We start from the raw sequence: 20,089 nt of genomic DNA on the forward strand, positions 1-20,089 counted from the left end.
ACCGCTACTCGTCGTCATCATCGAGCATGGCGGAACCATCGATGGCGTAAAGCTCGTCAAACTCCTCAGGCGCAGGCTGATCGGTCAGCTCGACCTCGGATGGAGCATCGTCGTCAAACTCAAGCCCGCAGGCAAGGCGGACCTTATGCTCAATCTCGTCGGCGCAATCAGGGTGTTCGCGCAGGAACGCCTTGGCGGCCTCGCGACCGTTGCCGAGCTTGTCCTCGCCATAGGCAAACCAGGAGCCCATCTTCTTGCAGATGCCGCACTCGACAGCCATGTCCAGAATCGAGCCCTCCTTAGAGATGCCCGTACCGTACATGATGTCGAACTCAGCAGAACGGAACGGAGCTGCCACCTTGTTCTTAACGACCTTGGCGCGCACGCGGTTACCGATAACCTCATCCTTAAGCTTAATGCTGTCGATGCGGCGAATGTCGATACGCACCGAAGAGAAGAACTTAAGGGCGCGGCCGCCCGTCGTGGTCTCGGGGTTGCCGAACATGACGCCGATCTTCTCTCGCAGCTGGTTAATGAAGATGCATGTCGTGTTGGACTTGGACAGCGAGCCGGCGAGCTTGCGGAGCGCCTGACTCATCAGACGAGCTTGCAATCCGACCGTGGTATCGCCGATCTCTCCCTCGATCTCGGCACGCGGGGTCAGCGCGGCGACGGAGTCGACGACGATGGCATCGATGGCGCCGGAACGCACGAGCATGTCAACAATCTCGAGCGCCTGCTCACCCGTATCAGGCTGGGAAATCAGTACCTCGTCGATATCCACGCCAATGCGCGCGGCATACGTGGGATCGAGCGCGTGCTCGGCATCGATAAATGCCACCACGCCACCCATTGCCTGGGCTTCGGCCAGGATCTCGAGCGAAAGCGTCGTCTTACCGGAGGACTCAGGACCGTAAATCTCGACGATACGGCCGCGCGGCACACCGCCGATACCCAGAGCGGCATCGAGTGCCAGAGCGCCCGTGGGGATGGCCTCAACCTCAAGCTCGGGGCCGCCGTCACCATACCTCATGATGGAGCCTTGACCGAACTTCTTCTCGATCTCGGCCTTGGTGGTGGCGATCATCTCATCGCGCTCTTTACCCGTCGTGCGAGCATGAACGGTACGTACGGGACCTGAATTCTTGGCCATGAATAGCCCTCCTCTTAACAACCTGCATCGATAATAAACGAACGGCTGTTCGTGGTCAACCGTTCAGGCCAATCATATGCAGGCAGTCTTTCCAAAACCCAACCAAACGCCGACCAAACACTGACCAAATGCTTGACCACAAAGGGGCAAATAAGAACAAGAAAGGCAAAAATACACCTATGACCAGCGCAAACGCTAAATTCGTCAGGGGTCCCTATCTCCACAATTAAGGGGCCCGAAGGCCCCTTAAAACACGTCTATTCCATAGAGTTGAGCACAAGGGCAATGCGTCCCAATGCCTCCGCGACCGCATGGGCACGAACACACGAACGGTCGCCCTCATAGTGGCAGCGCACAGAGTCCACGACCGGCACTTCCCCATCAGCCGCGCGATACGCCCAGCCAATATAGAAAGTGCCAGCCGGATCGTCCTCAGTGCCGCCGCCGGGGCCGGCATAACCCGTTGCGCTCACTGCAATATCGCTCTGGTACAGCTCCAGCGAACCCGCCGCCATCTCGCGCGCGGTCTGATGCGACACCGCGGTATAGCGGTCGAGCGTCTCCTGATCAACACCCAAAACGCGATGCTTGATCTCATCGCAGTAGGTCACCGCACCGCCACGCAGCACCGCCGAGGCGCCCGGGATATCGGCAATCGTCGAGGCGATCATACCCGCTGTCAGCGACTCAGCCGTCGAAACCGTCACGCCCCGAGCGCTCGCGCGCTCGACAATATGACGCGCCAGCTCCTCGTTATGTGCGGAAATCTGCTCAAAAGAGCCCGTCATACCCACCAGAACCTAGACCGAAAAGACGATCTTGCGGCAGTTCCAGAAGTACTGGGCGCCCGAGATAACGGTCAGGACAACGGCAACGGCGTACAGGAAGCGCGACACCGAGTAGATGCCGAGCGTCAGCGCCAGCGGGCCAAGGTGCAAGCCGGCCATAGCAAAGACGCACAGGTAACCGCAGATGGAGACCATCGTGGTCGCCGTCTTGTACTTGCCAAGCTTATCGGCGGCAACGACCACGCCGGCGGCACTCGCGACCATGCGAAGGGCGCTCACCAGAAGCTCACGGAACAGGATAATGAACACGGACCACACGGTCACAGCGCCAAAATCCAAGAACAGCAGCAGAGCCGAGAACACCAGCAGCTTATCGGCAATGGGGTCCAAGAATTTACCGAAGTCGGTAATCTCATTGCGCGAACGCGCCAGATAACCGTCGACCTTATCGGTGCACGACAGGATCACATACAGAATGAAGGCAGCGGCGGCGAGCGGGCCGTCGAAGGTGCTCCAATCTGTACCGGCAACACTCGTGTGAGAAAGCGCCGACACGATCATGAACACCGGGATAAAGACGATGCGAACGCACGTCACGATGTTGGCGGGCGTCCAGACACTCGTCAGTTCCTTATTGCTCTCGTTAGCCACGACGCTCTCCTACTCCACAACATGACCGATAAGCTCATAGCAGAAGCTATCGGTAAACTCGACCGTCAGAATATCGCCCACGGACGCCTCACTGGCGTCCAAGTGCACCGCGCCATCGGAATCGGGCGCCTGGAACCAAGCATGGCCGATCAGCTCGGCGCCGTCCTCGGTCTCCTCGATGCCGTCGACAATCACCTGGGCGCGCTCGCCCACATGTGCGGCGGTGGCGGCAAAACCGAGCGACTCGGCCAGGTCCATGGCCTCCTGGGCGCGCTCGAGCTTGACCTCCTCATCGACCTGACCCTCCATCTTAGCGGCCAGGCTGCCCTCCTCCTGCGAGTAGGCAAAGACACTCGTGTAGTCAAAGCCGACGGTGTCCATAAAGTCGATAAGGTCGCGGAACTCGTCGTCGGTCTCGGTCGGGAAGCCGACCATGGCCGTGGAACGGATCACGATGCCGGGGATACGCTCACGCAGATCGCGGAACAGGTCCTCGAGCTCCTGGCGCGAACCAGAACGGCGCATAGCCTTGAGGATGCGCGCGTCGCAGTGCTGCACGGGGATATCGATATAGGGCAGCACCTCGGGCATATCGCGAATCGTATCGATAAGCTCGTCGGTCATGCCCTCGGGCTGCAGATAGAGCACGCGGACCCAGACGTTGTGCGGGCGCACGGCCTCGGCGACGGCATGCAGCAGCTGCGCCAGATTGCGCGGCGAGCCATCGGCGACGTCCTCGTCGGCAAAGTCGGTACCCCAGATGCCCGTGTCCTGGCCGATCAGCACGATCTCGCGCACACCGCCGGCAACCAGGTCGCGCACCTCGGAGATGATGCTCTCGGCATTGCGCGAATGATAGCGGCCGCGGATGTAGGGAATCATGCAGAAGCTGCAGAAGCGGTTGCAGCCATCGGAAATCTTGACGTAGGCGACAGCACCCTCGACGGTACGTTTGACCTGCGGGATATAGGCTGCAATCTCACGCTCGACACCCAGCACGCCATCGATGACCGCCACGACGCCGTCCTCCTCGTCGGCCTTCACAAAGGCAGCGACCTCGGGCAGCTCGTCAGGCAGGTCGTCGCCATAGCGCGACGGCACACAGCCGCACATGACGATGGGACAAGAACGAACGCCGTCCTGAACCTCGTTGGCGAGCTCGAGCGTGGTCTCGATGCTCTCGGACGTTGCGGAGGCGAGGAACGAGCATGTATTGACGATGGCGATATCGGCATCCTGTGGGTCGAATGCCTCCTCGTAGCCCGCGGCGGTCAAAAGAGAACGCATGCGGTCGGTGTCAACCTCGTTCTTAGCGCACCCGAGGGTGATGTAGAGCACGGAGCCCAACGGTGTATCCATGTTGGAGAGCAGTCCTTTCGAATGATATTAGCGGTAGTTGGTGAACTGCAGCGGCTGGCCGTAGTCCTGGTCGCGCAGGAACTGGATCACGGTCTGCAACGCGTCCTTCGAAGCAGAGGAAACACGCAGCTTATCGGCCTCGATAGTCACCTTGACCTTGAGCTTTTGGTCCTTGATGTCCTTGTTGATCTTCTTGGCGGTCGCCTGGTCGATACCCTCGACGATATGGCCGAGCACGCGCACGGTGCCGCCCGATGCCGCCTGCGGAGCATCCCACGAAACAGCCTTGAGGTCGATGCCGCGCTTGATGAGCTTGGAGCTCAGGACATCGATGATCTGCTTGGAGACAAAGTCGGCCGGGGCGTTGATCGTAAAGAGCTTGTCGCCCTTCGAAAGCTCAATCGTGGCGCCGGAATCCTTCAGGTCATAGCGCTGGGAAATCTCGCGCGTGGTCTGCTGGAAGGCGTTGTCGACCTCTTGCATATTGACCTCGGACACGACGTCGAAGCTGGAATCTTTAGCCATGATGTTTCCTTTCGCGTACGAGCGGCTTAATAGCTATCGTACGAATAGTCGGTAGAATCGGTGGGCGTCTGACCGTCAGTTGCGGCATCGGCGCCATCCGTGGACTGGGCATCGGTGCCGTCGGTGGTATCGGTACCGTCGGTGGTGTCGGCACCATCAGAACTTTCACCATTCTCGGAATCGGTCGTCTCCTTCTTGGGAACGGTGATCGTCACACGCGCCACGCCCGAAGTCTTGGTATCGTAACGGACCTTTTCGCCATTCTTGGTAACGGTGACATCGGAAGGCTTGGACGTGGTGATCTCGATCGAGGACTCGGGCGTGTACTCCTGCTCAAAGGGGCCAGTCGCCTGGGCGCCATAGACCGACTTTCCGTCGACCTTGACCTCAATCCACGCGGTCTTTCCCTTGGCAACGGAGACCTTGACCTTCGTCGCCTCGTTCTCTTCCTTTTTAGCCGTCGTCTTGGTGGCGTCCGAACCGGTCGACTCATCCGTCGCCTCATCGGTGTCTTCGTCCTCGTCGACCGTTTCGGTCTTCTTAGAAGACTTCTTGGTCGTCGTCTTGGTAGCAGCAGGCGTCTCGGGCGTGGTTTCGGGCGTCGAAGATGCGCAGCCGCGCAGAAGTACCACGATGAGCACAATCAACAACAGCGCCACGGCACCGATGCCAGCGTAGACGATACGCGGATCGAGCCCGTTGTTTTGAGGAGTACGAGATCCGCCGCGTCCACGACTGGAACTGCTGCGGCCACCTCCCTGGGGCATACGACCACGATTGCTATCGGAACGGCCACGATAGCCACCCTGGCCCTGAAGGCCGCGCTGACCCGAGCGGGGCGCAAGTTCACCGCGGCCTTGATAGCCACGCTGGCCCGAACGCGGAGCCGAAGGGCGCTGGCCACACGGCTGAGATTGAGAGCGAAGACGCGGCGTCACCTGCGTGGTATCGGCATCCGCATAGCCACCGCGAGAGCGTCCCGTAGAGGCACAACGGTAACCGCGATCGGAATAGCCGCCATCTCCGTAGCCGACACGGGGATCGCGCACCACACCGCGGGCAGCGGGAAGCGCACGATCGTCGGGCATAGGCGTGCTGCGGAAACGATCGCGCTGAGAACGGATTTCCTCACTGGACCCCGTCTCGGTAATATAGCCAGCCTGCTGCGGACGCTGACCATAACGCGTTGAGCGACCACCCTGAACCATCAGGAAGCGCCCGTTATCGACAGAGGAACGCGAATTGACGTAGCCGGCGGCGTCCTGAAAACGACCGCCCTGCTGCGACGTCTCGCGTTCGTATGCCATCAGGTCGTCAAAGTAGGCATTGACGACCTCGCGCGGATTGAGGCCCAAAAAACGAGCATAGCTCGAAATCATGCCCTGCGCATAGCCGCGCGGCGGCATCGAAGCAAAGTTACCGGTCTCGAAAAACTCGATGATCTGCGGCCTGATTTTGATGGTGTTGGCGACCTGCTGAATGGAAAGGCCCATTCGGCGACGCTGCTCGAGCAGCATGTCACCAAAGCGTGCAGCCATCAGAATCCTCCAAACTCACGATCTTCACGTGCCATCTCGGCGTCGACAGATTCCAGCGCGGCAAGCCCCTCCTCGTCCAACAGGACCTCGCGCGGCTTGGAACCGTCGGGCGGGCCGACGACACCCTTTTCTTCCAGCATGTCCATAATACGCCCGGCACGCGCATAGCCAACCTTCAGACGACGTTGCAGGCCAGATGTGGAGCCAAGCTGCGATTCCACCACAATATGGGCGGCTTCCCAAATGAGCGGATCATCGTCTTGCGGCTCGGCGACTCCGGTGCGGACAATGCCGCCGCCACCAGCCATGGACATGGAAGCGGGCGCCACGGCGGACAGAATCTCCTCGTGGTAGTCGGGCTCGCTCTGCGACTTGACGAACTCGACAATCTCGTTGATCTCATCATCCGAGACAAAGCAGCCCTGGATACGGCGGGGCTTGCCCCAGTCGACCTTGGAGAACAGCATGTCGCCCAAACCGGTGAGCTTCTCGGCACCCATCTGGTCGATGATGACGCGCGAGTCGATGCCCGTGGCGACGTTAAAGGCGATGCGGTTGGTGATGTTGGCCTTGATAAGGCCCGTCACCACGTTGGAGCTGGGGCGCTGCGTGGCAACGATAAGGTGAATACCGGCGGCGCGGCCCAGCTGTGCAATACGCACGATCGAGGCCTCGACATCCTTACCGGCGACCATCATCAGGTCAGAGAGCTCGTCAATGATAATGACCAGGTAGGGCATCTTTTGCGGCGGGTTGTCGTAATGCTCAAACTCGCCGGCGGCCTGCTTTTCGTTATAGGTCGAAATCTTACGGACGTTGAGGCGTTCGAATACCTTCAGGCGGCGCTCCATTTCGGACACGGCCCACTGCAGGGCGCTCGCGGCCTGCTTGGGCTCGGTCACCACGGGCACATAGAGATGCGGCAGACCGTTATAGCCCGCAAGCTCGACGCGCTTGGGGTCGACCATGATCAGGCGAACGTCCTCGGGAAGGGCGCGCATGAGCAAGGTCGTGATGATGGAATTGATCATCACCGACTTACCAGAACCGGTCGTACCGGCGATCAACAGGTGAGGCATCTTGGCGAGGTCGGCGACGACCGGCGTGCCCTCGGCGTCGCGGCCGATGGCAAGCTCGAGCGGACCGCCCTTCACATAGGGCAGCACGTCGCCCAGGTTGACGTTCTGGCGCTTGCGGTTGGGAATCTCGATGCCCACGAGCGAGGTGCCGGGGATCGGGGCAAAGATACGAACCGACTGGGCGGCGAGCGAAAGCGCAATATCGTCCTCGAGGCTCGAAATCTTGCTCACGCGCTCGCCCTCGCCAGGTTGCAGCTTAAAGGTCGTCACCGTGGGGCCGGCGATCCAGCCGACCACGCGGGCACTGCGGCCAAACTCAAGCAAGGTGGATTGCAGTGACTCAGCGGTCTGCTCCAGCTCCTTATCCGAAGACGCGGCAGAAGCCGACTGCGGGTTGGCATGTAGGATTTCGAGCGGCGGAAGCTTGAGGCCGTCCTCTTCTTCGCCCTCGTTATCTGCGGCGCCACCGTCCGCTCCCCCATCGCTAGCCGCAGCCGATTCGACGGCACTCGAGGCAGGCGCATCGGCAACCTTGGGATGCTTCAAGAAGTCGGGAATCTGAGGTGCTGCCGAGACAGGATTCACGGCAAACGGCGGCTCGAACTCGTCGATCTTATCGGGGTCGTCTTCCATCGAAAGCTGGCCGGTTACCTGGTCGCGCTTTGCATGGCGACGCGGCAGCAAAGTTGTCTTTGCGGTCTCAATCGGAGCCTCGTCGTCCTCGTCATCGCCCTCGGTGAGCTCAATCTCGCTATCGGACCAAGACGGGTCGGGCTCGCTTGTATTGAGCTTAGGCGCAGCCTTGCCCTTCTTGGCATGGCGGCGCGGCAGCAGCGTCGTCTTAGCGCGCTCAACCTCAACCGACTCGGACACGTCGACAAACGGATTCTCGTCCTCGTCGTCATCGTCCAAAACCGGGTCCACATCGTTGTCCATGACCGTGGTCACGGCAGCATCGGAGCCCTTTTGACGAAGAATGCTCAGGTGCGGACGGGCAACGCCGGGCACCGACAGGGCTTCGTCGTCACCCCACGGGCTGGCGTTGACATCGGCACGACGGCGCTCGGCAAAATCGGCCGCACGGTCGCGAGCAGAGCGCAGCACGCCACCCACCGAAAAGCCGATGATGACCAAGCCCACGACGACAAGGCCCAACAGGACTACCATCGCGATAGGCTTACCCAGGGCATTCTGCAGCGCACTCGCAATAAACGCACCGATGTAGCCACCCGAGGCGGACAAATTTTGCGGCGTGAACATAAGGTCACACGAGACACTCGTACCCGGCACCATCAGCGAAAGAATGGAGACGACGGCGATAAAGACCACGGCTCCGCCCGCAACAGAGCGCACGTTGAGCGGCGAGTCCTCGCCTAAAAAGAGCGTGGCGGCAAACAGCAAAATAACGATCGGCAGCACGTAGGCGCCCAGACCAAAGCCCAGGTGGTAGAAACCGGCAACCGCAGCCGTCACGGGCGCTGTTGCCGGAGAGATCACGGCAATGAAGGACGCGATCGCCAAAACGGCGATGACCACACCGGCGATATCGCGATTGGCCGAAGGCTCGACCAAGGGCTCAAACTCATCGAACTCGGACTCGTGGCCCTTATTGGCACGCAGATGGGAACCGGCACCCTTAGCAGATGCCGGTTGGTTATTGGCCTTATTGCCTTTGGCGTTTTGTGCAGATCCGCGCGCCAAACTAAACCTCCATGACGACCGGGATGATCATCGGACGAGTGCGCGTACGACTCCAGATAAAGTTAGAGAGCGAGTCGCGCACGGCCTTGCGAATGGCATCGGAACCGCTGCTGGTAAAGCTGAACTTACCCTTCTCGATCGTCTTCATAATGGACGCGGAGGCATCCTCGGAGAACTGGTCGTCGATGGCAAACGAGACGCCGCGGCCCGAGAACTCGATGGCCTCGATCTTCTTATGTTTGAGGGAGACGATGGCAACGGCCGTGACCATACCGTCGTTGGCGAGCTTCTGGCGATCGCGCAGGACGATGGGGTCGGTATCGCCGATACGCAGGCCGTCGACGTAAACGACACCGGACTCGACGGGCGTACCGCGCTTGACGATACCACCGCGCATCTCGAGCGTGTCGCCGTTATCGAGGATAAAGATATGATCGTCCTTGATGCCCATCTTGCGGGCCAGCTGGGCATGGGCGCGCAGATGCACGGCCTCACCGTGAACCGGCATAAAATACGTGGGCTTGGCCATGGCCATCAGGAGCTTGAGCTCCTCCTGGCTACCGTGACCCGAGACGTGGACGAGAGCGCGGTTCTTATCCCACACGTCGCAGCCGAGCTTGGCCAGGCTGTTGACGACCTGCTGGACGGCCTTCTCGTTGCCAGGAACGGGAGTTGCCGAGAGGATAACGGTATCGCCCTCGTGGATGGAGAGCGTCTTGTGCTCGCCATTGGCCATGCGGGACAGGGCCGACAGCGGCTCGCCCTGCGAACCAGTGCACATGACGACGATCTTGTCGTCAGGCAGGTTATCGATATCGAAGGCATCGATGATATCGGCATCATCGATGTTGAGATAACCGAGCTCGCGCGCCACGCGGGTGTTCGTGAGCATGGAGCGACCGGTCACAACGACCTTACGGCCGCACTTGCGGGCGGCATCGCAGATCTGCTGCAAACGATGGATGTGGCTCGAGAACGATGCGACGAACACGCGACCCGGGGCGTTCTTGATGGCGTGCAGCAGGTTGGGACCAACCTCGGCCTCGGACTTGGTAAAGCCGGGAACCGTGGCATTGGTGGAGTCGGAAAGCAGCAGGTCGATGCCCTGCTTGGCAAAGCGGCTGATAGCGGCATAGTCGGGCGTGACGCCATCGATGGGCGTCTGGTCGAGCTTAAAGTCGCCGGTGTGCATAACGGTGCCCTGATTGGTGCGGATGAACACGCCCAGAGCGCCGGGGATGGAGTGCGTCATCGAGAAGAAGTCGAGCGAGATGCCGCCGAGGTTGACATGGCTGCCGCCCTTGACCTCGCGGAACTTAGGCGCGCGGATGCGGAACTCGGAGAGCTTGCCCTCGATAAAACCGAGCGTCAGCTTGCTCGAGAAGATGGGCACCTTGTTGTTGAGGTCCTGCAGCAGGTACGGAAGCGAACCGGTGTGGTCCTCGTGGCCGTGAGTGACGATGATACCGCGGAGCTTCTCCTCGTTCTCCAGAACATAGGTGTAGTCGGGAAGCACCAGGTCGATACCGGGCTGGGAGTCATCCGGGAACATAAGACCGGCGTCGACGAGCACCATGTCGTCGCCGTACTCGAAGACCGTCATGTTCTTGCCGATGCCGTCAAGGCCGCCGAGCGGAATGATCTTCAAAGGAGATGATTTTTTAGCTGCCATAGGTAAGTGTGGTTTCCTTTCTTCGAAACGGGTCTGGAACAACCGACGGGGCGCTTCTGGCAAACCGACCGCCGGGAACGTACAAATATGCATCGCAGAGTCGATGCAATAACCACAGTATGATACCCATTTGCCCACCAACAGACCACCCATGCATCAAAGCCCCATCCAAACCGGTCTATCCCGCCGGTTTCCCGTGGGGCGGGCACTGATGAAGTTTCCTGCTCTACAGTCCTGCTCACGACGGAGGCCACATTAAGTGGCCTCCTGTTCGTGCGGAACTCGCGATAAACTTCATCAGTGCCCGCCCCACGGGAAACCTGCCAAAAAGGGACAGGTTTATTTTGGTCGGTTTTATCTGGGAAGATGCTGCTGCGGCTATCTACAGATCTGAAATCTGACTACTGAATAGACTGTCTAACTAAATAGCGAGCGGCACTAACCAGTCCTTTTGCTTGCGCCCGGGAGGGACGCATATGAAGTTTATCGCGAGTTCCGCACGCAAAGGAAAGCACTTAATGTGCTTTCCGTCTTGCGCAGGACTGTAGAGCAGGAAACTTCATATGCGGCCCTCCCGGGCGCAAGCAAAAGGGCGACCCCTGTCCGGAGTCGCCCTTGCGGTGCTGGTTATGTACGGCTGTTACTCGGCGTCGTGGTGACGGCGGGGCTTGCGACCTCCGTTGTCACCGGGACGGCGCGGACGGTCGCTGCGCTCGGAACGCTCGCGACGCGGACGCTCACGGCGCTGGAAGTGCTCGCCGTCGCCCTCGGAGGAACCCTCGGCGCGAGCCGGGGCCTCGGGCTTGTCAAGACGATCGAGCGAGATCTTGCCGCGATCGTCGACCTCGATGACGACGACCTTGACCTCGTCGCCCACGTTGAGGACGTCCTCGACCTTCTCCACACGACCCTTGGCGACGCGAGAGATGTGCAGCAGGCCGTCCTTACCGGGCAGCAGGTTCACGAAGGCGCCGAAGGGCTGGATGGAGACCACGCGACCGGTGTACTCCTCGCCCGGCTCGGGAACCTTGATGATGAGCTTGATGCGCTCGACAGCCTGGTCGACGGACTCGCCGGTGCCGCCGACAAAGACGGTGCCATCCTCCTGGATGTCGACCGAAGCGCCGGTCTCGTCCTGGATACCACGGATGACCTTGCCGCCGGAACCGATAACGTCGCGGATCTTGTCGGTCGGGACCTGGATGGAAACGATGCGCGGGGCGGTGCTGCGCGTGGCGTGGCGCGGCTCGGGAATCACGTCGAGCATCTTCTGCAGGATGAAGGCGCGACCCTCCTTGGCCTGCTGCAGGGCGCGGGCCAAGATGTCGAAGGTAAGACCGGTGGCCTTGTTGTCCATCTGCAGGGCGGTGATACCCTCGGTGGTGCCGGTGACCTTAAAGTCCATATCGCCCAGGAAGTCCTCGAGACCCTGGATGTCGGACAGGACCACGGTCTTGCCCTCCTCCTGGATCAGGCCCATGGCGATACCGGAGACCGGGCGCTTAATGGGCACGCCGCCGTCCATAAGGGCGAGCGTGGAGCCGCAGGTCGAGGCCATCGAAGAGGAGCCGTTGGACTCCATGACCTCGGAGACGACACGGATGGCGTAGGGGAACTCGTTCTCGTCGGGGAGCACCGGAAGCAGGGCGCGCTCGGCCAGGTTGCCATGGCCGATCTCGCGACGCTTGGGGCTGCCCATACGGCCGGTCTCGCCGGTGCAGAACGGCGGGAAGTTGTAGTGGTGCATGTAGCGCTTGCCCTCGGTGGGCTCGATGGTATCCAGACGCTGACCCTCGTTGAGCATGCCGAGCGACAGGACGGAAAGCACCTGGGTCTGGCCACGCTGGAACAGGCCGGAGCCGTGAACGAGCGGGAGATAGTTGTCCTTCACCATGATGGGGCGAATCTCATCGGCGGCACGACCGTCGACGCGCTCGCCGGTCTCGACGACCATGGTACGCATGGCCTTCTTCTCGAGCTTCTTGAGCGCCACGGGGATCTCGCGCTCCCAAGCGGCCTGCTCCTCATCGGTGAACTCGGCGCGGATGGACTCCTTCAGAGCCTCGACCTTACCGATACGGGAGAGCTTGTCGGCGTCGCGAAGGGCGGCAGCCATCTCGTCGTAGTGGGCGAAGATGCGCTCCTGGACCTCCTCGACGGGCTGGTCAAGCGGGTACTCCTTCTTGACGATGGGGCCGTTGACCTGCTCCCACTCGGCGACGAACTCGTCCTGGGCCTGGCAGAAGGCGGCAAGGGCCTCCTGGCCAAACTTCATGGCGGCGAGCATGTCGTCCTCGGAGATCTCCTCGGCGCCGGCCTCGACCATCGAGATGAAGTCGGCAGAGCCGCCCAGCTCCAGGTCCAGATCGGAGTTCTCGCGCTCCTCATAGGTGGGGTTGACGATAAACTCGCCGGTCTCCACGTTACGGCCGATACGCACGCAGGCAAGCGGGCCCTCGAAGGGCACGCCGCCGAGCGTCATGGCCAGGGAAGCGCCCATGACGTTGATGACGTCGAAGGGGTTGACCTGGTCGGCGACGAGCGAGGTGGCGACGATGTGGACCTCGTTGCGGAAGCCGTCCGGGAAGCTCGGGCGAATCGGGCGGTCAATCATGCGCGCGGTGAGCGTGGCCTTCTCGCTGGGACGGCCCTCACGCTTGAGGTAACCACCCGGGATGCGGCCGGCTGCGTACATTTTCTCGTTGAAGTCGACGGTCAGCGGGAAGAAGTCGTAGTTCTTGCGCTCCTTGGAGACGACCACGGTATCGAGCATCGTGGTGTCGCCCTGCTTGACCAGGCAGGCGCCGGTGGCCTGCTTGGCAAGCTCGCCCGACTCAAAGGTGTAGGTCTTGCCGTACAGCTCAAAGGTCTTGGATACGAGTGTCATTGTTCTCCTTTACCCCACAGGCCCCTTGCCTGCGGGCTTCTCATGTGACGCGGGCCCCCTGCCCCCGCCACGCTTCAGAGCGTGATTGTTCGCGCCCTTACACAAAAAGAGCGCCCCGCTGCGCAGGACGCTCTTAGCATGTACAAATCCTTACTGGATGTTGTCGCGGATGCCCAGAGCCTTGATGAGCTCACGGTACTCGACGATGTCGTTCTTCTTGATGTAGGAGAGAAGACGACGACGACGGCCGACGAGCATGAGCAGGCCACGACGAGTGTGGAAGTCCTTCTGGTGGGACTTCATGTGCTCGGTCAGCTCCTTGATGCGCTCGGACAGGATGGCGACCTGAACCTTGGGGTTGCCGGTGTCAACCGGGGTGTTACCGAACTGGGCAGTCAGCTCCGCCTTGCGCTCTTTGGAAACAGTCATTGTTTCACCTTTCGTTTCTTGTCGCCCGCGGGCGACGCGATTCGCCTCGGACTGGGAAGCCGCCGGTGGAGCGAGCATCCAAGGTCGAGGTACCAACAGGTCGGTATGTTACCACAAGCAGCCCGCGCCTGTGCATCATCACCGACCCAACATGAATTCCATCGCACGGAGGCGCTGATCGGCGTGCGTCGCAGCCCAAACATGTGAAAGCCCCAACAAAAAGGCAGCGGTATGAGGGTCGACCCTCTCGGCCATAAGTGCATCGAAGGTCATGGACATAAGGGCGCGCAGCCACGCGACCTCACCGGTCGACACCAGCTCGGCACCCGGAACGCTCGACGCGCACGACCCGCACATGAGACCGCCCGCCCGGGGCGAAAAATACGACAGCATGGGGTCTCCGCACAGCACGCAGGCCGAAAAATCGGGTCGATAGCCAACGTGCGACAGCAGCTTAAAGACATATGCAGCCACGAGCAGGTCCATATGCGCCGCATCGAGGCCGTCGCCCACCAGGGCAAGCGCGCGCTGTGTAATGGCAAAGGTAAACGGGTCCTCGGCGTCCTCGAACGAGCACACGCGCGCGACCTCGGCGATCGCGCTTGCGGCGCAGGTCGTCTCGTAATCGGGCGCAGCGCCGAGCGGCGCCTCCATAAGCTCGGCCTGGGAAACCACGTCGAGCGACCGTCCATGCGCGAGCAGCATATCAACAGTACAGAACAGCTCGCAGCGCGCAGCCAGGCGCCCACCGGGTTTGCGGGCGCCCTTTGCCACGGCACGAACCTGCCGACCCCGCTCGTCAAGCATCGTCAGGATCAGGTCCGTCTCTTTGAGCTTCGTCTTGTCGAGGACGAGCACCTTCGTGCGATATGTCCGGGAACCTGCCATGCGCGCCGCGCGCCCTTAGTCCTCGGCGTTGTAACCAAAGCGGCGAATCTGGGCCTCATCGTCGCGCCAGCCAGCCTTGACCTTCACATCCAGCTCCAAAAAGACCTGCGTGCCAAAGATGCGCTCAAGATCGCGACGGGCGTCGATACCGATATGCTTGATCATCTCGCCGCCCTTGCCGATGATGATGCCCTTTTGGCCCTCGCGCTCGACGTAAATGGTGGCATGCACGCGCAGCACCTTCTTGGTCTGCTCGAGCGCATCGCAGATCACGCCGACGGAGTGCGGAATCTCATCACGGGTGCGGCGCAAGACCTTCTCGCGCACAAACTCGGCAACGAGCGTCTCATCGGAAGCGTCGGTACCCATGTCCTCGGGGAACCAACGCGGACCCTCGGGCAAAAAGTGCGCAACGGTCTCGATGAAGGCGTCGACGTTGAAGTTCTTGACCGACGACGTCACGATCTCGTCGTCATAGTCCATCAGCTCATGGGCCGCCTTAAGCTGCTCCATAACCTGTGCGGGATCGGCCTCATCGGCCTTGGTAAGCACCAGGACCTTCTTGCAACGGGCGCTCTTGACGCGCTCGGCAACCCAGGCATCTCCCCTGCCGATAGGCTTGGTGGCGTCAATCAAAAAAGCGACGACGTCGACATCATTCAGCTCGAACAGCGCGCTCTTATTGAGCTCGGAGCCCAGGCCGTCCTTGGGCTTGTGGATACCCGGGGTATCGACAAAGACCAGCTGGTAGCCGGGGCGGTTAACCACGGCGCGCATGCGGCGGCGGGTCGTCTGGGCGACCGGCGAGGTGATGGCGACCTTTTTACCATAACAGGCGTTGAGCAGCGTGGACTTGCCGGCGTTGGGACGACCGACCAGGGCAACGAAGCCGCTGCGGAAACCGGGCTCAACGTCGCCAAAGCCCATGGAGCCATCGTCCTCGTCGCACAGGGCGTCAAGCTCCTCGTCGCTCATGCCCTCAAACGGGTCAAACTCCTCAACCTCCTCGAACTCGTCGGCATCCACCGCGTCCCTGGACTCGTCGTCCAGGATCTCGTCGTTAGGCTGCATAGTGTCGGACATGGGAATCCCTTTCTAAATAAAGCCGAGCGCGTGGGCAAATACCAGCAAGCCCACAATCGCGGCGGTGATGGAAAGAACGTATACGGAGGCGGCGGCGATATCCTTCGCACGCTTTGCCAGCGGATGGAGCTCCTGGGTCGCCAGATCGACAATCGCCTCCATGGCGGTGTTGCAAAGCTCGCCGTGAATCACCAAGCCACAACAGATGATAACCATGCCCCACTCGGCAATGTCGAGCCCCACGATGCAGCCGGCAATGACGGTGCACACGCCCGCCACGAGCATGACCTTAATGTTGCGCTCGGTCTTGACGGCGGTGACGAAGCCCTCCAAAGCGTAGGAAAACGACTTTAAGAAGGACGGATGGTCCTTGTTCGATCCGGGAATCATAGACGGCTCCTAGTCGTGGGCGTGGTTGGTGATGGGGCCGACGTGGACCAGTTTGGGGTCCTCGCCGCGCTCGAGCGCCAGATCGCGCAGGATGGCGTCCTCGCGCGCCTCCATGACCTCGGCCTCGTCGTCCTCGATATGGTCATACCCCAGCAGGTGCAGCATGCCATGAACGAGCATCAGGCGGCACTCATCGGCAGGGCTATTGCCAAAGCCGGGGGCCTGACGGGCAATGACCTGCGGGGCCAAGATGATATCTCCGAGCTCGAGCGTCTCGTCGGCGGGAATATCCTCGTCAAAGGCCGAGTCGCATTCAAACGAGAGGACATCGGTGGAACGGTCGATACCGCGCCACTCGTGGTTGAGCTCGTGCATCTCGTCCTCATCGACATACGAAAGGGAAATCTCGACTTCACGCTCAACGCCCTCGGCGGCAAGCACGACCTCGCAGATGTGCTCTACCTCTTGCGCGTCGAGCAGCGTATCGAGCTCGGCATCATTGCTGATCAATACACTCAACGGGACTCCTTTCGGTCGTGCACGCGTTTCTCGCGCACATCATCATAAGCATCGTACGCCTCGACGATACGCCCCACCAAAGCATGGCGCACCACGTCGGCACGCTCGAGGTGAGAAAATGCGACATCGTCGACACGGCCCAAAATCTGCTCGACGTCGGCAAGACCGCCGCGACGACCCACCAGGTCGCGCTGACTCAGGTCGCCAGTAATCACAAACTTGGAGTTAAAGCCCAGGCGCGTCAGGAACATCTTCATCTGCTCGGGCGTGGTATTTTGCGCCTCATCGAGCACCACGAAGGCGTCGCTCAGCGTGCGGCCGCGCATGTAGGCAAGCGGGGCGATCTCGATCACGCCGCGCTCCATGAGCTCATCGGTGCGCTCGCGATCCATCATGTCAAAAAGGGCGTCGTAGAGCGGACGCATGTAAGGATCGATCTTTTCCTCAAGGGTACCGGGCAAAAAGCCCAGGTTCTCCCCCGCCTCGACAACCGGACGCGTCAAGATCAGACGGCCCACCTCGTGACGCTTGAGCGCGGCAACGGCGAGCGCCATGGCCAGATAGGTCTTGCCGGTACCGGCAGGACCCAGGCCAAAAGTGATGGTATGCGAGCGGATGGCATCCACATAGCGCTTTTGGCCGAGCGTTTTGGGGCGAATGGCACGGCCGCGATATGAAAGCAGCACATCATCGCGAAGCGACGTAGCCTCGTGCTCACCGTCGCGCAAGACGGCCAGACAGCGAGAGACATCGTCGGCAGACAGCGTGCGTCCGGCAGCCGCCTCGCGAAAAGCATGCTCGAAAAAGCGCGCCACGAGCTCCACCTCGTCCGGATCACCGCTCACGGCGATACTGTCGCCACGGGCGACCACGTGAGCGCGAACCAAGCTCTCGAGCGCACGAAGGACGCCGTCGCCGGCGCCCAAAACGCGCGAGGGGTCAATACCCTCGGGAACGGTAAGTCTAATCTTCGAGGCTTCCATGAACCTCCCTGCGTGCATGGACCAAGCCGGAATCATCGACTCCGATGATAGCAACATCGAGCAGGCACGGGGCTGTAAGTCCACAGGTATCGTCAAGACGGGCATGATGGAACGAGCCGAGCGTCAGGTTGTCACCATACTCGAGCACGGCACGCTCGACCGTGCCCACGCGACGACGAGCGTCGGCAATAGCGAGCTCCTGTGCGGCGGCCCGCATACGGCGGCTGCGCTCGGCCATAACCTCGGGTGGCACCTGGTCGGGCATGTCGGCAGCAAGGGTACCGGGACGCTTGCTGTAGCGGAACACGTGCATACGCGAGAAACCCACACGGCGGCACAGCGCCAGCGATTCCTCGAACTCCTCGTCCGTCTCACCAGGAAAACCGACGATGACATCGCACGAAAGGAACGCCTGGGGCAAGATGGCACGAATCATACGCACCGTGTCCTCAAAGGCCTCGGCGCTATAGGGACGGCCCATGCGATGCAGGGTCGCCGTGCAACCGGACTGCACGGGCAGGTGCAAAAACGGGGCGATACGCTGCGGATAGCGCGCCATAACCTTAAGCAGGCGCTCGGAGATATCCATGGGCTCGACCGAGGAAATGCGCACATGCGGAATAGACGTGCGCTCCATGATGGCCTCGAGCAGCTCATCGATTTCGACGTGCTCGTCGGTCGCGCTCTTGCCATCGTAGGCACCCAGGTTCACACCGGTCAGCACCACCTCGGGCACGCCGGCCTCCTGGGCCTCGCGAACTTGCTCGAGCACGGACTCGACGGGCACGGAGCGCTCGGGGCCGCGTGCCTTCCACACAATGCAATAGGTGCAGCGATGGTTGCAGCCGTCCTGAATCTTCACGCCCAGGCGAGAGCGACCGAGCGCATCGACCACCTCGCCATCGCTGCAGGCGGGAACGCTATCGGATTCGACACCCAGCACCTCGCAGACGCGCTCGGCGACGTCAATCTTGGACGGCTCGGCGATCACGCGATCGGAGAGCTCCAGCAACTCCTCGGGATGCAGGTTGACGACGCAGCCGGTTACGACCACGTAAGGCTCGCCCGGATAGGCCAGCGCATGACGGACGGCCTTACGGGTCTTGGCCTCGGCCTCGCCCGTAACGGCACAGGTGTTAATGACGATCAGATCGGCATCCTGCGGCTCCACAATAGCAAATCCCAGGCGCATAAGATCGGCAGTGATACGGTCGGACTCAACCCGGTTGACGCGGCAGCCGAGGTTGACGACAGAGATATGAGGTGCGAGCACGCGGGCTCCTTAATCGAGGATATCGTCGAGGGCACTCTTGATACGGTCGGTCACCGACTTCTTACCGGAAGCGACGTCATCGCCCATCTCATCGGCAAAAGCGCGGAGCAGCTCGCGTTGCTTATTGGAAAGATTGGTGGGAACGACCACGCGCAGTTGCACGATCAAGCGGCCACGCGAACCGCCACCGCCAATGCGCGGCATGCCGTAATTATTGACGCTCACGGTGTCACCGTACTGGGCGCCGGCGGGAACCGTCACCTTGACGACCTCGTCGGGCATAATGCCCTCGACCTCGATCTCGCAGCCAAGCGCAGCCTGCGCAATCGAGATATCGCTCAGGAGGTACAGGTCGTCACCGTTGCGCTTAAAACGCTCGTGGTCGGCAACACGAACGTTGACGATCAGGTCGCCCGAGGGCTCACCGCGAAGGCCTGCCTCGCCAAAGCCGCTCACGCGCAGCTGGCGACCGGTCGAAACGCCGGCGGGGATATCGATGTCGATCTTTTCGTGCGAAGGTGTGCGGCCCTGACCGTCGCAGGTCTCGCAGGGATGGTCGATGACCGTGCCCTCACCGTGGCAGTCGGGGCAAGGCGAAGAGGACTGAACCTGGCCCAGGAACGAGCGCTGGACCGTCGTGACATAGCCTGTGCCGTGGCAGAGGCTGCACTGCTTTTCCTGTGCGCCCTCGGCCCTACCAGTGCCGTTACAATCCTCGCAGGGGGCAAGGCGGTCATAGCTGATCGTCTTTTTGCAACCGAGCGCCGCCTCCTCAAGGGTCACCGAAAGGGAGATCGCCATATCGCGGCCGCGACGACGCTCACGGCGATTTCGGGCGCCACCGCCGGCACCGCCGCCAAAGAACGACGAGAAGAGGTCGTCCATGCCCATGCCGCCAAAGATATCGTTGATATCGACGTAGCCCGAACCACCAGGGCCGTCCGCGGTGCCGTAACGGTCGTAGTTAGCACGCTTCTGCTCGTCGGAAAGAACGGAATAAGCCTCGTTGAGCTCTTTGAACTTGGCCTCGGCCTCGGGGTCGTCCGAAACGTCCGGGTGTACGGTACGGGCCTTCTTTAGAAACGCGCGCTTAATCGTCCGCGCATCGGCATCCTTGTCGACGCCAAGTACCTCGTAGTAATCCCTATTTTCCGACACGACCGAATCCTTC

Annotated in this window: 17 protein-coding genes; all 17 read right to left on the reverse strand. The window is 61.1% G+C overall.

Annotation, left to right across the window (positions count from 1 at the left end):
• Positions 1-4 precede the first annotated feature (4 nt).
• The 17 genes from recA to dnaJ all read right to left on the reverse strand — a co-directional run bounded on the left by recA (position 5) and on the right by dnaJ (position 20,076).
• Positions 5-1,153, reverse strand: coding sequence for a recombinase RecA (gene recA / locus DWZ01_RS08110; protein ID WP_022094695.1), 1,149 nt, complete (start codon positions 1,151-1,153; stop codon positions 5-7).
• Between the two features lie 257 nt (positions 1,154-1,410).
• Complete coding sequence (locus DWZ01_RS08115) at positions 1,411-1,941, reverse strand: CinA family protein (RefSeq protein WP_117848603.1); 531 nt, start codon at positions 1,939-1,941, stop codon at positions 1,411-1,413.
• A gap of 12 nt (positions 1,942-1,953) precedes the next feature.
• A complete protein-coding gene (pgsA, locus tag DWZ01_RS08120) occupies positions 1,954-2,502 on the reverse strand; it encodes a CDP-diacylglycerol--glycerol-3-phosphate 3-phosphatidyltransferase (protein WP_231500751.1) in 549 nt (182 codons plus the stop codon).
• Between the two features lie 99 nt (positions 2,503-2,601).
• Positions 2,602-3,951: a 30S ribosomal protein S12 methylthiotransferase RimO gene (gene rimO, locus DWZ01_RS08125; protein WP_117848607.1), complete on the reverse strand. Its 1,350-nt coding sequence runs from the start codon at positions 3,949-3,951 to the stop codon at positions 2,602-2,604.
• 27 nt (positions 3,952-3,978) lie between these two features.
• On the reverse strand, positions 3,979-4,476 hold the full coding sequence (locus DWZ01_RS08130) for a YajQ family cyclic di-GMP-binding protein (RefSeq protein ID WP_022094699.1): 498 nt from the start codon (positions 4,474-4,476) through the stop codon (positions 3,979-3,981).
• A 26-nt stretch (positions 4,477-4,502) separates the two neighbouring features.
• Positions 4,503-6,014: a RodZ family helix-turn-helix domain-containing protein gene (locus DWZ01_RS08135; protein WP_117848609.1), complete on the reverse strand. Its 1,512-nt coding sequence runs from the start codon at positions 6,012-6,014 to the stop codon at positions 4,503-4,505.
• Positions 6,014-8,794, reverse strand: coding sequence for a DNA translocase FtsK (locus DWZ01_RS08140; protein ID WP_233506198.1), 2,781 nt, complete (start codon positions 8,792-8,794; stop codon positions 6,014-6,016). The genes DWZ01_RS08135 and DWZ01_RS08140 overlap by 1 nt, the downstream gene beginning before the upstream one ends.
• A gap of 1 nt (position 8,795) precedes the next feature.
• Complete coding sequence (locus tag DWZ01_RS08145; RefSeq protein ID WP_117848611.1) at positions 8,796-10,466, reverse strand: ribonuclease J; 1,671 nt, start codon at positions 10,464-10,466, stop codon at positions 8,796-8,798.
• Between the two features lie 640 nt (positions 10,467-11,106).
• On the reverse strand, positions 11,107-13,353 hold the full coding sequence (locus DWZ01_RS08150) for a polyribonucleotide nucleotidyltransferase (protein WP_117848613.1): 2,247 nt from the start codon (positions 13,351-13,353) through the stop codon (positions 11,107-11,109).
• Between the two features lie 150 nt (positions 13,354-13,503).
• Positions 13,504-13,782 (reverse strand): 30S ribosomal protein S15, encoded by a 279-nt coding sequence (gene rpsO / locus DWZ01_RS08155; protein ID WP_035138510.1) that lies wholly within the window; start codon positions 13,780-13,782, stop codon positions 13,504-13,506.
• A gap of 138 nt (positions 13,783-13,920) precedes the next feature.
• On the reverse strand, positions 13,921-14,670 hold the full coding sequence (recO, locus tag DWZ01_RS08160) for a DNA repair protein RecO (RefSeq protein ID WP_117848615.1): 750 nt from the start codon (positions 14,668-14,670) through the stop codon (positions 13,921-13,923).
• Positions 14,671-14,685: 15 nt separating this feature from the next.
• Positions 14,686-15,753 (reverse strand): GTPase Era, encoded by a 1,068-nt coding sequence (gene era / locus DWZ01_RS08165; protein ID WP_199412421.1) that lies wholly within the window; start codon positions 15,751-15,753, stop codon positions 14,686-14,688.
• Between the two features lie 12 nt (positions 15,754-15,765).
• Positions 15,766-16,143 carry a diacylglycerol kinase family protein gene (locus DWZ01_RS08170; protein ID WP_117848617.1) on the reverse strand — a complete coding sequence of 126 codons (378 nt, stop codon included), beginning with the start codon at positions 16,141-16,143 and terminating at the stop codon, positions 15,766-15,768.
• Between the two features lie 9 nt (positions 16,144-16,152).
• Positions 16,153-16,662, reverse strand: a complete 510-nt coding sequence (ybeY, locus tag DWZ01_RS08175) for an rRNA maturation RNase YbeY (protein WP_117848619.1) — start codon at positions 16,660-16,662, stop codon at positions 16,153-16,155.
• Positions 16,659-17,645, reverse strand: a complete 987-nt coding sequence (locus DWZ01_RS08180; protein WP_117745978.1) for a PhoH family protein — start codon at positions 17,643-17,645, stop codon at positions 16,659-16,661. Before DWZ01_RS08180 ends, ybeY begins: the two co-directional genes overlap by 4 nt.
• Entirely contained in the window at positions 17,626-18,918 is a 1,293-nt protein-coding gene (locus DWZ01_RS08185; RefSeq protein WP_117848621.1) for a MiaB/RimO family radical SAM methylthiotransferase, read from the reverse strand. The genes DWZ01_RS08180 and DWZ01_RS08185 overlap by 20 nt, the downstream gene beginning before the upstream one ends.
• 9 nt (positions 18,919-18,927) lie before the next feature.
• On the reverse strand, positions 18,928-20,076 hold the full coding sequence (gene dnaJ, locus DWZ01_RS08190; RefSeq protein WP_117848623.1) for a molecular chaperone DnaJ: 1,149 nt from the start codon (positions 20,074-20,076) through the stop codon (positions 18,928-18,930).
• Positions 20,077-20,089 lie beyond the last annotated feature (13 nt).

Origin of the sequence: Collinsella sp. AF28-5AC (assembly GCF_003457875.1) — a bacterium.
Lineage (GTDB): Bacteria > Actinomycetota > Coriobacteriia > Coriobacteriales > Coriobacteriaceae > Collinsella.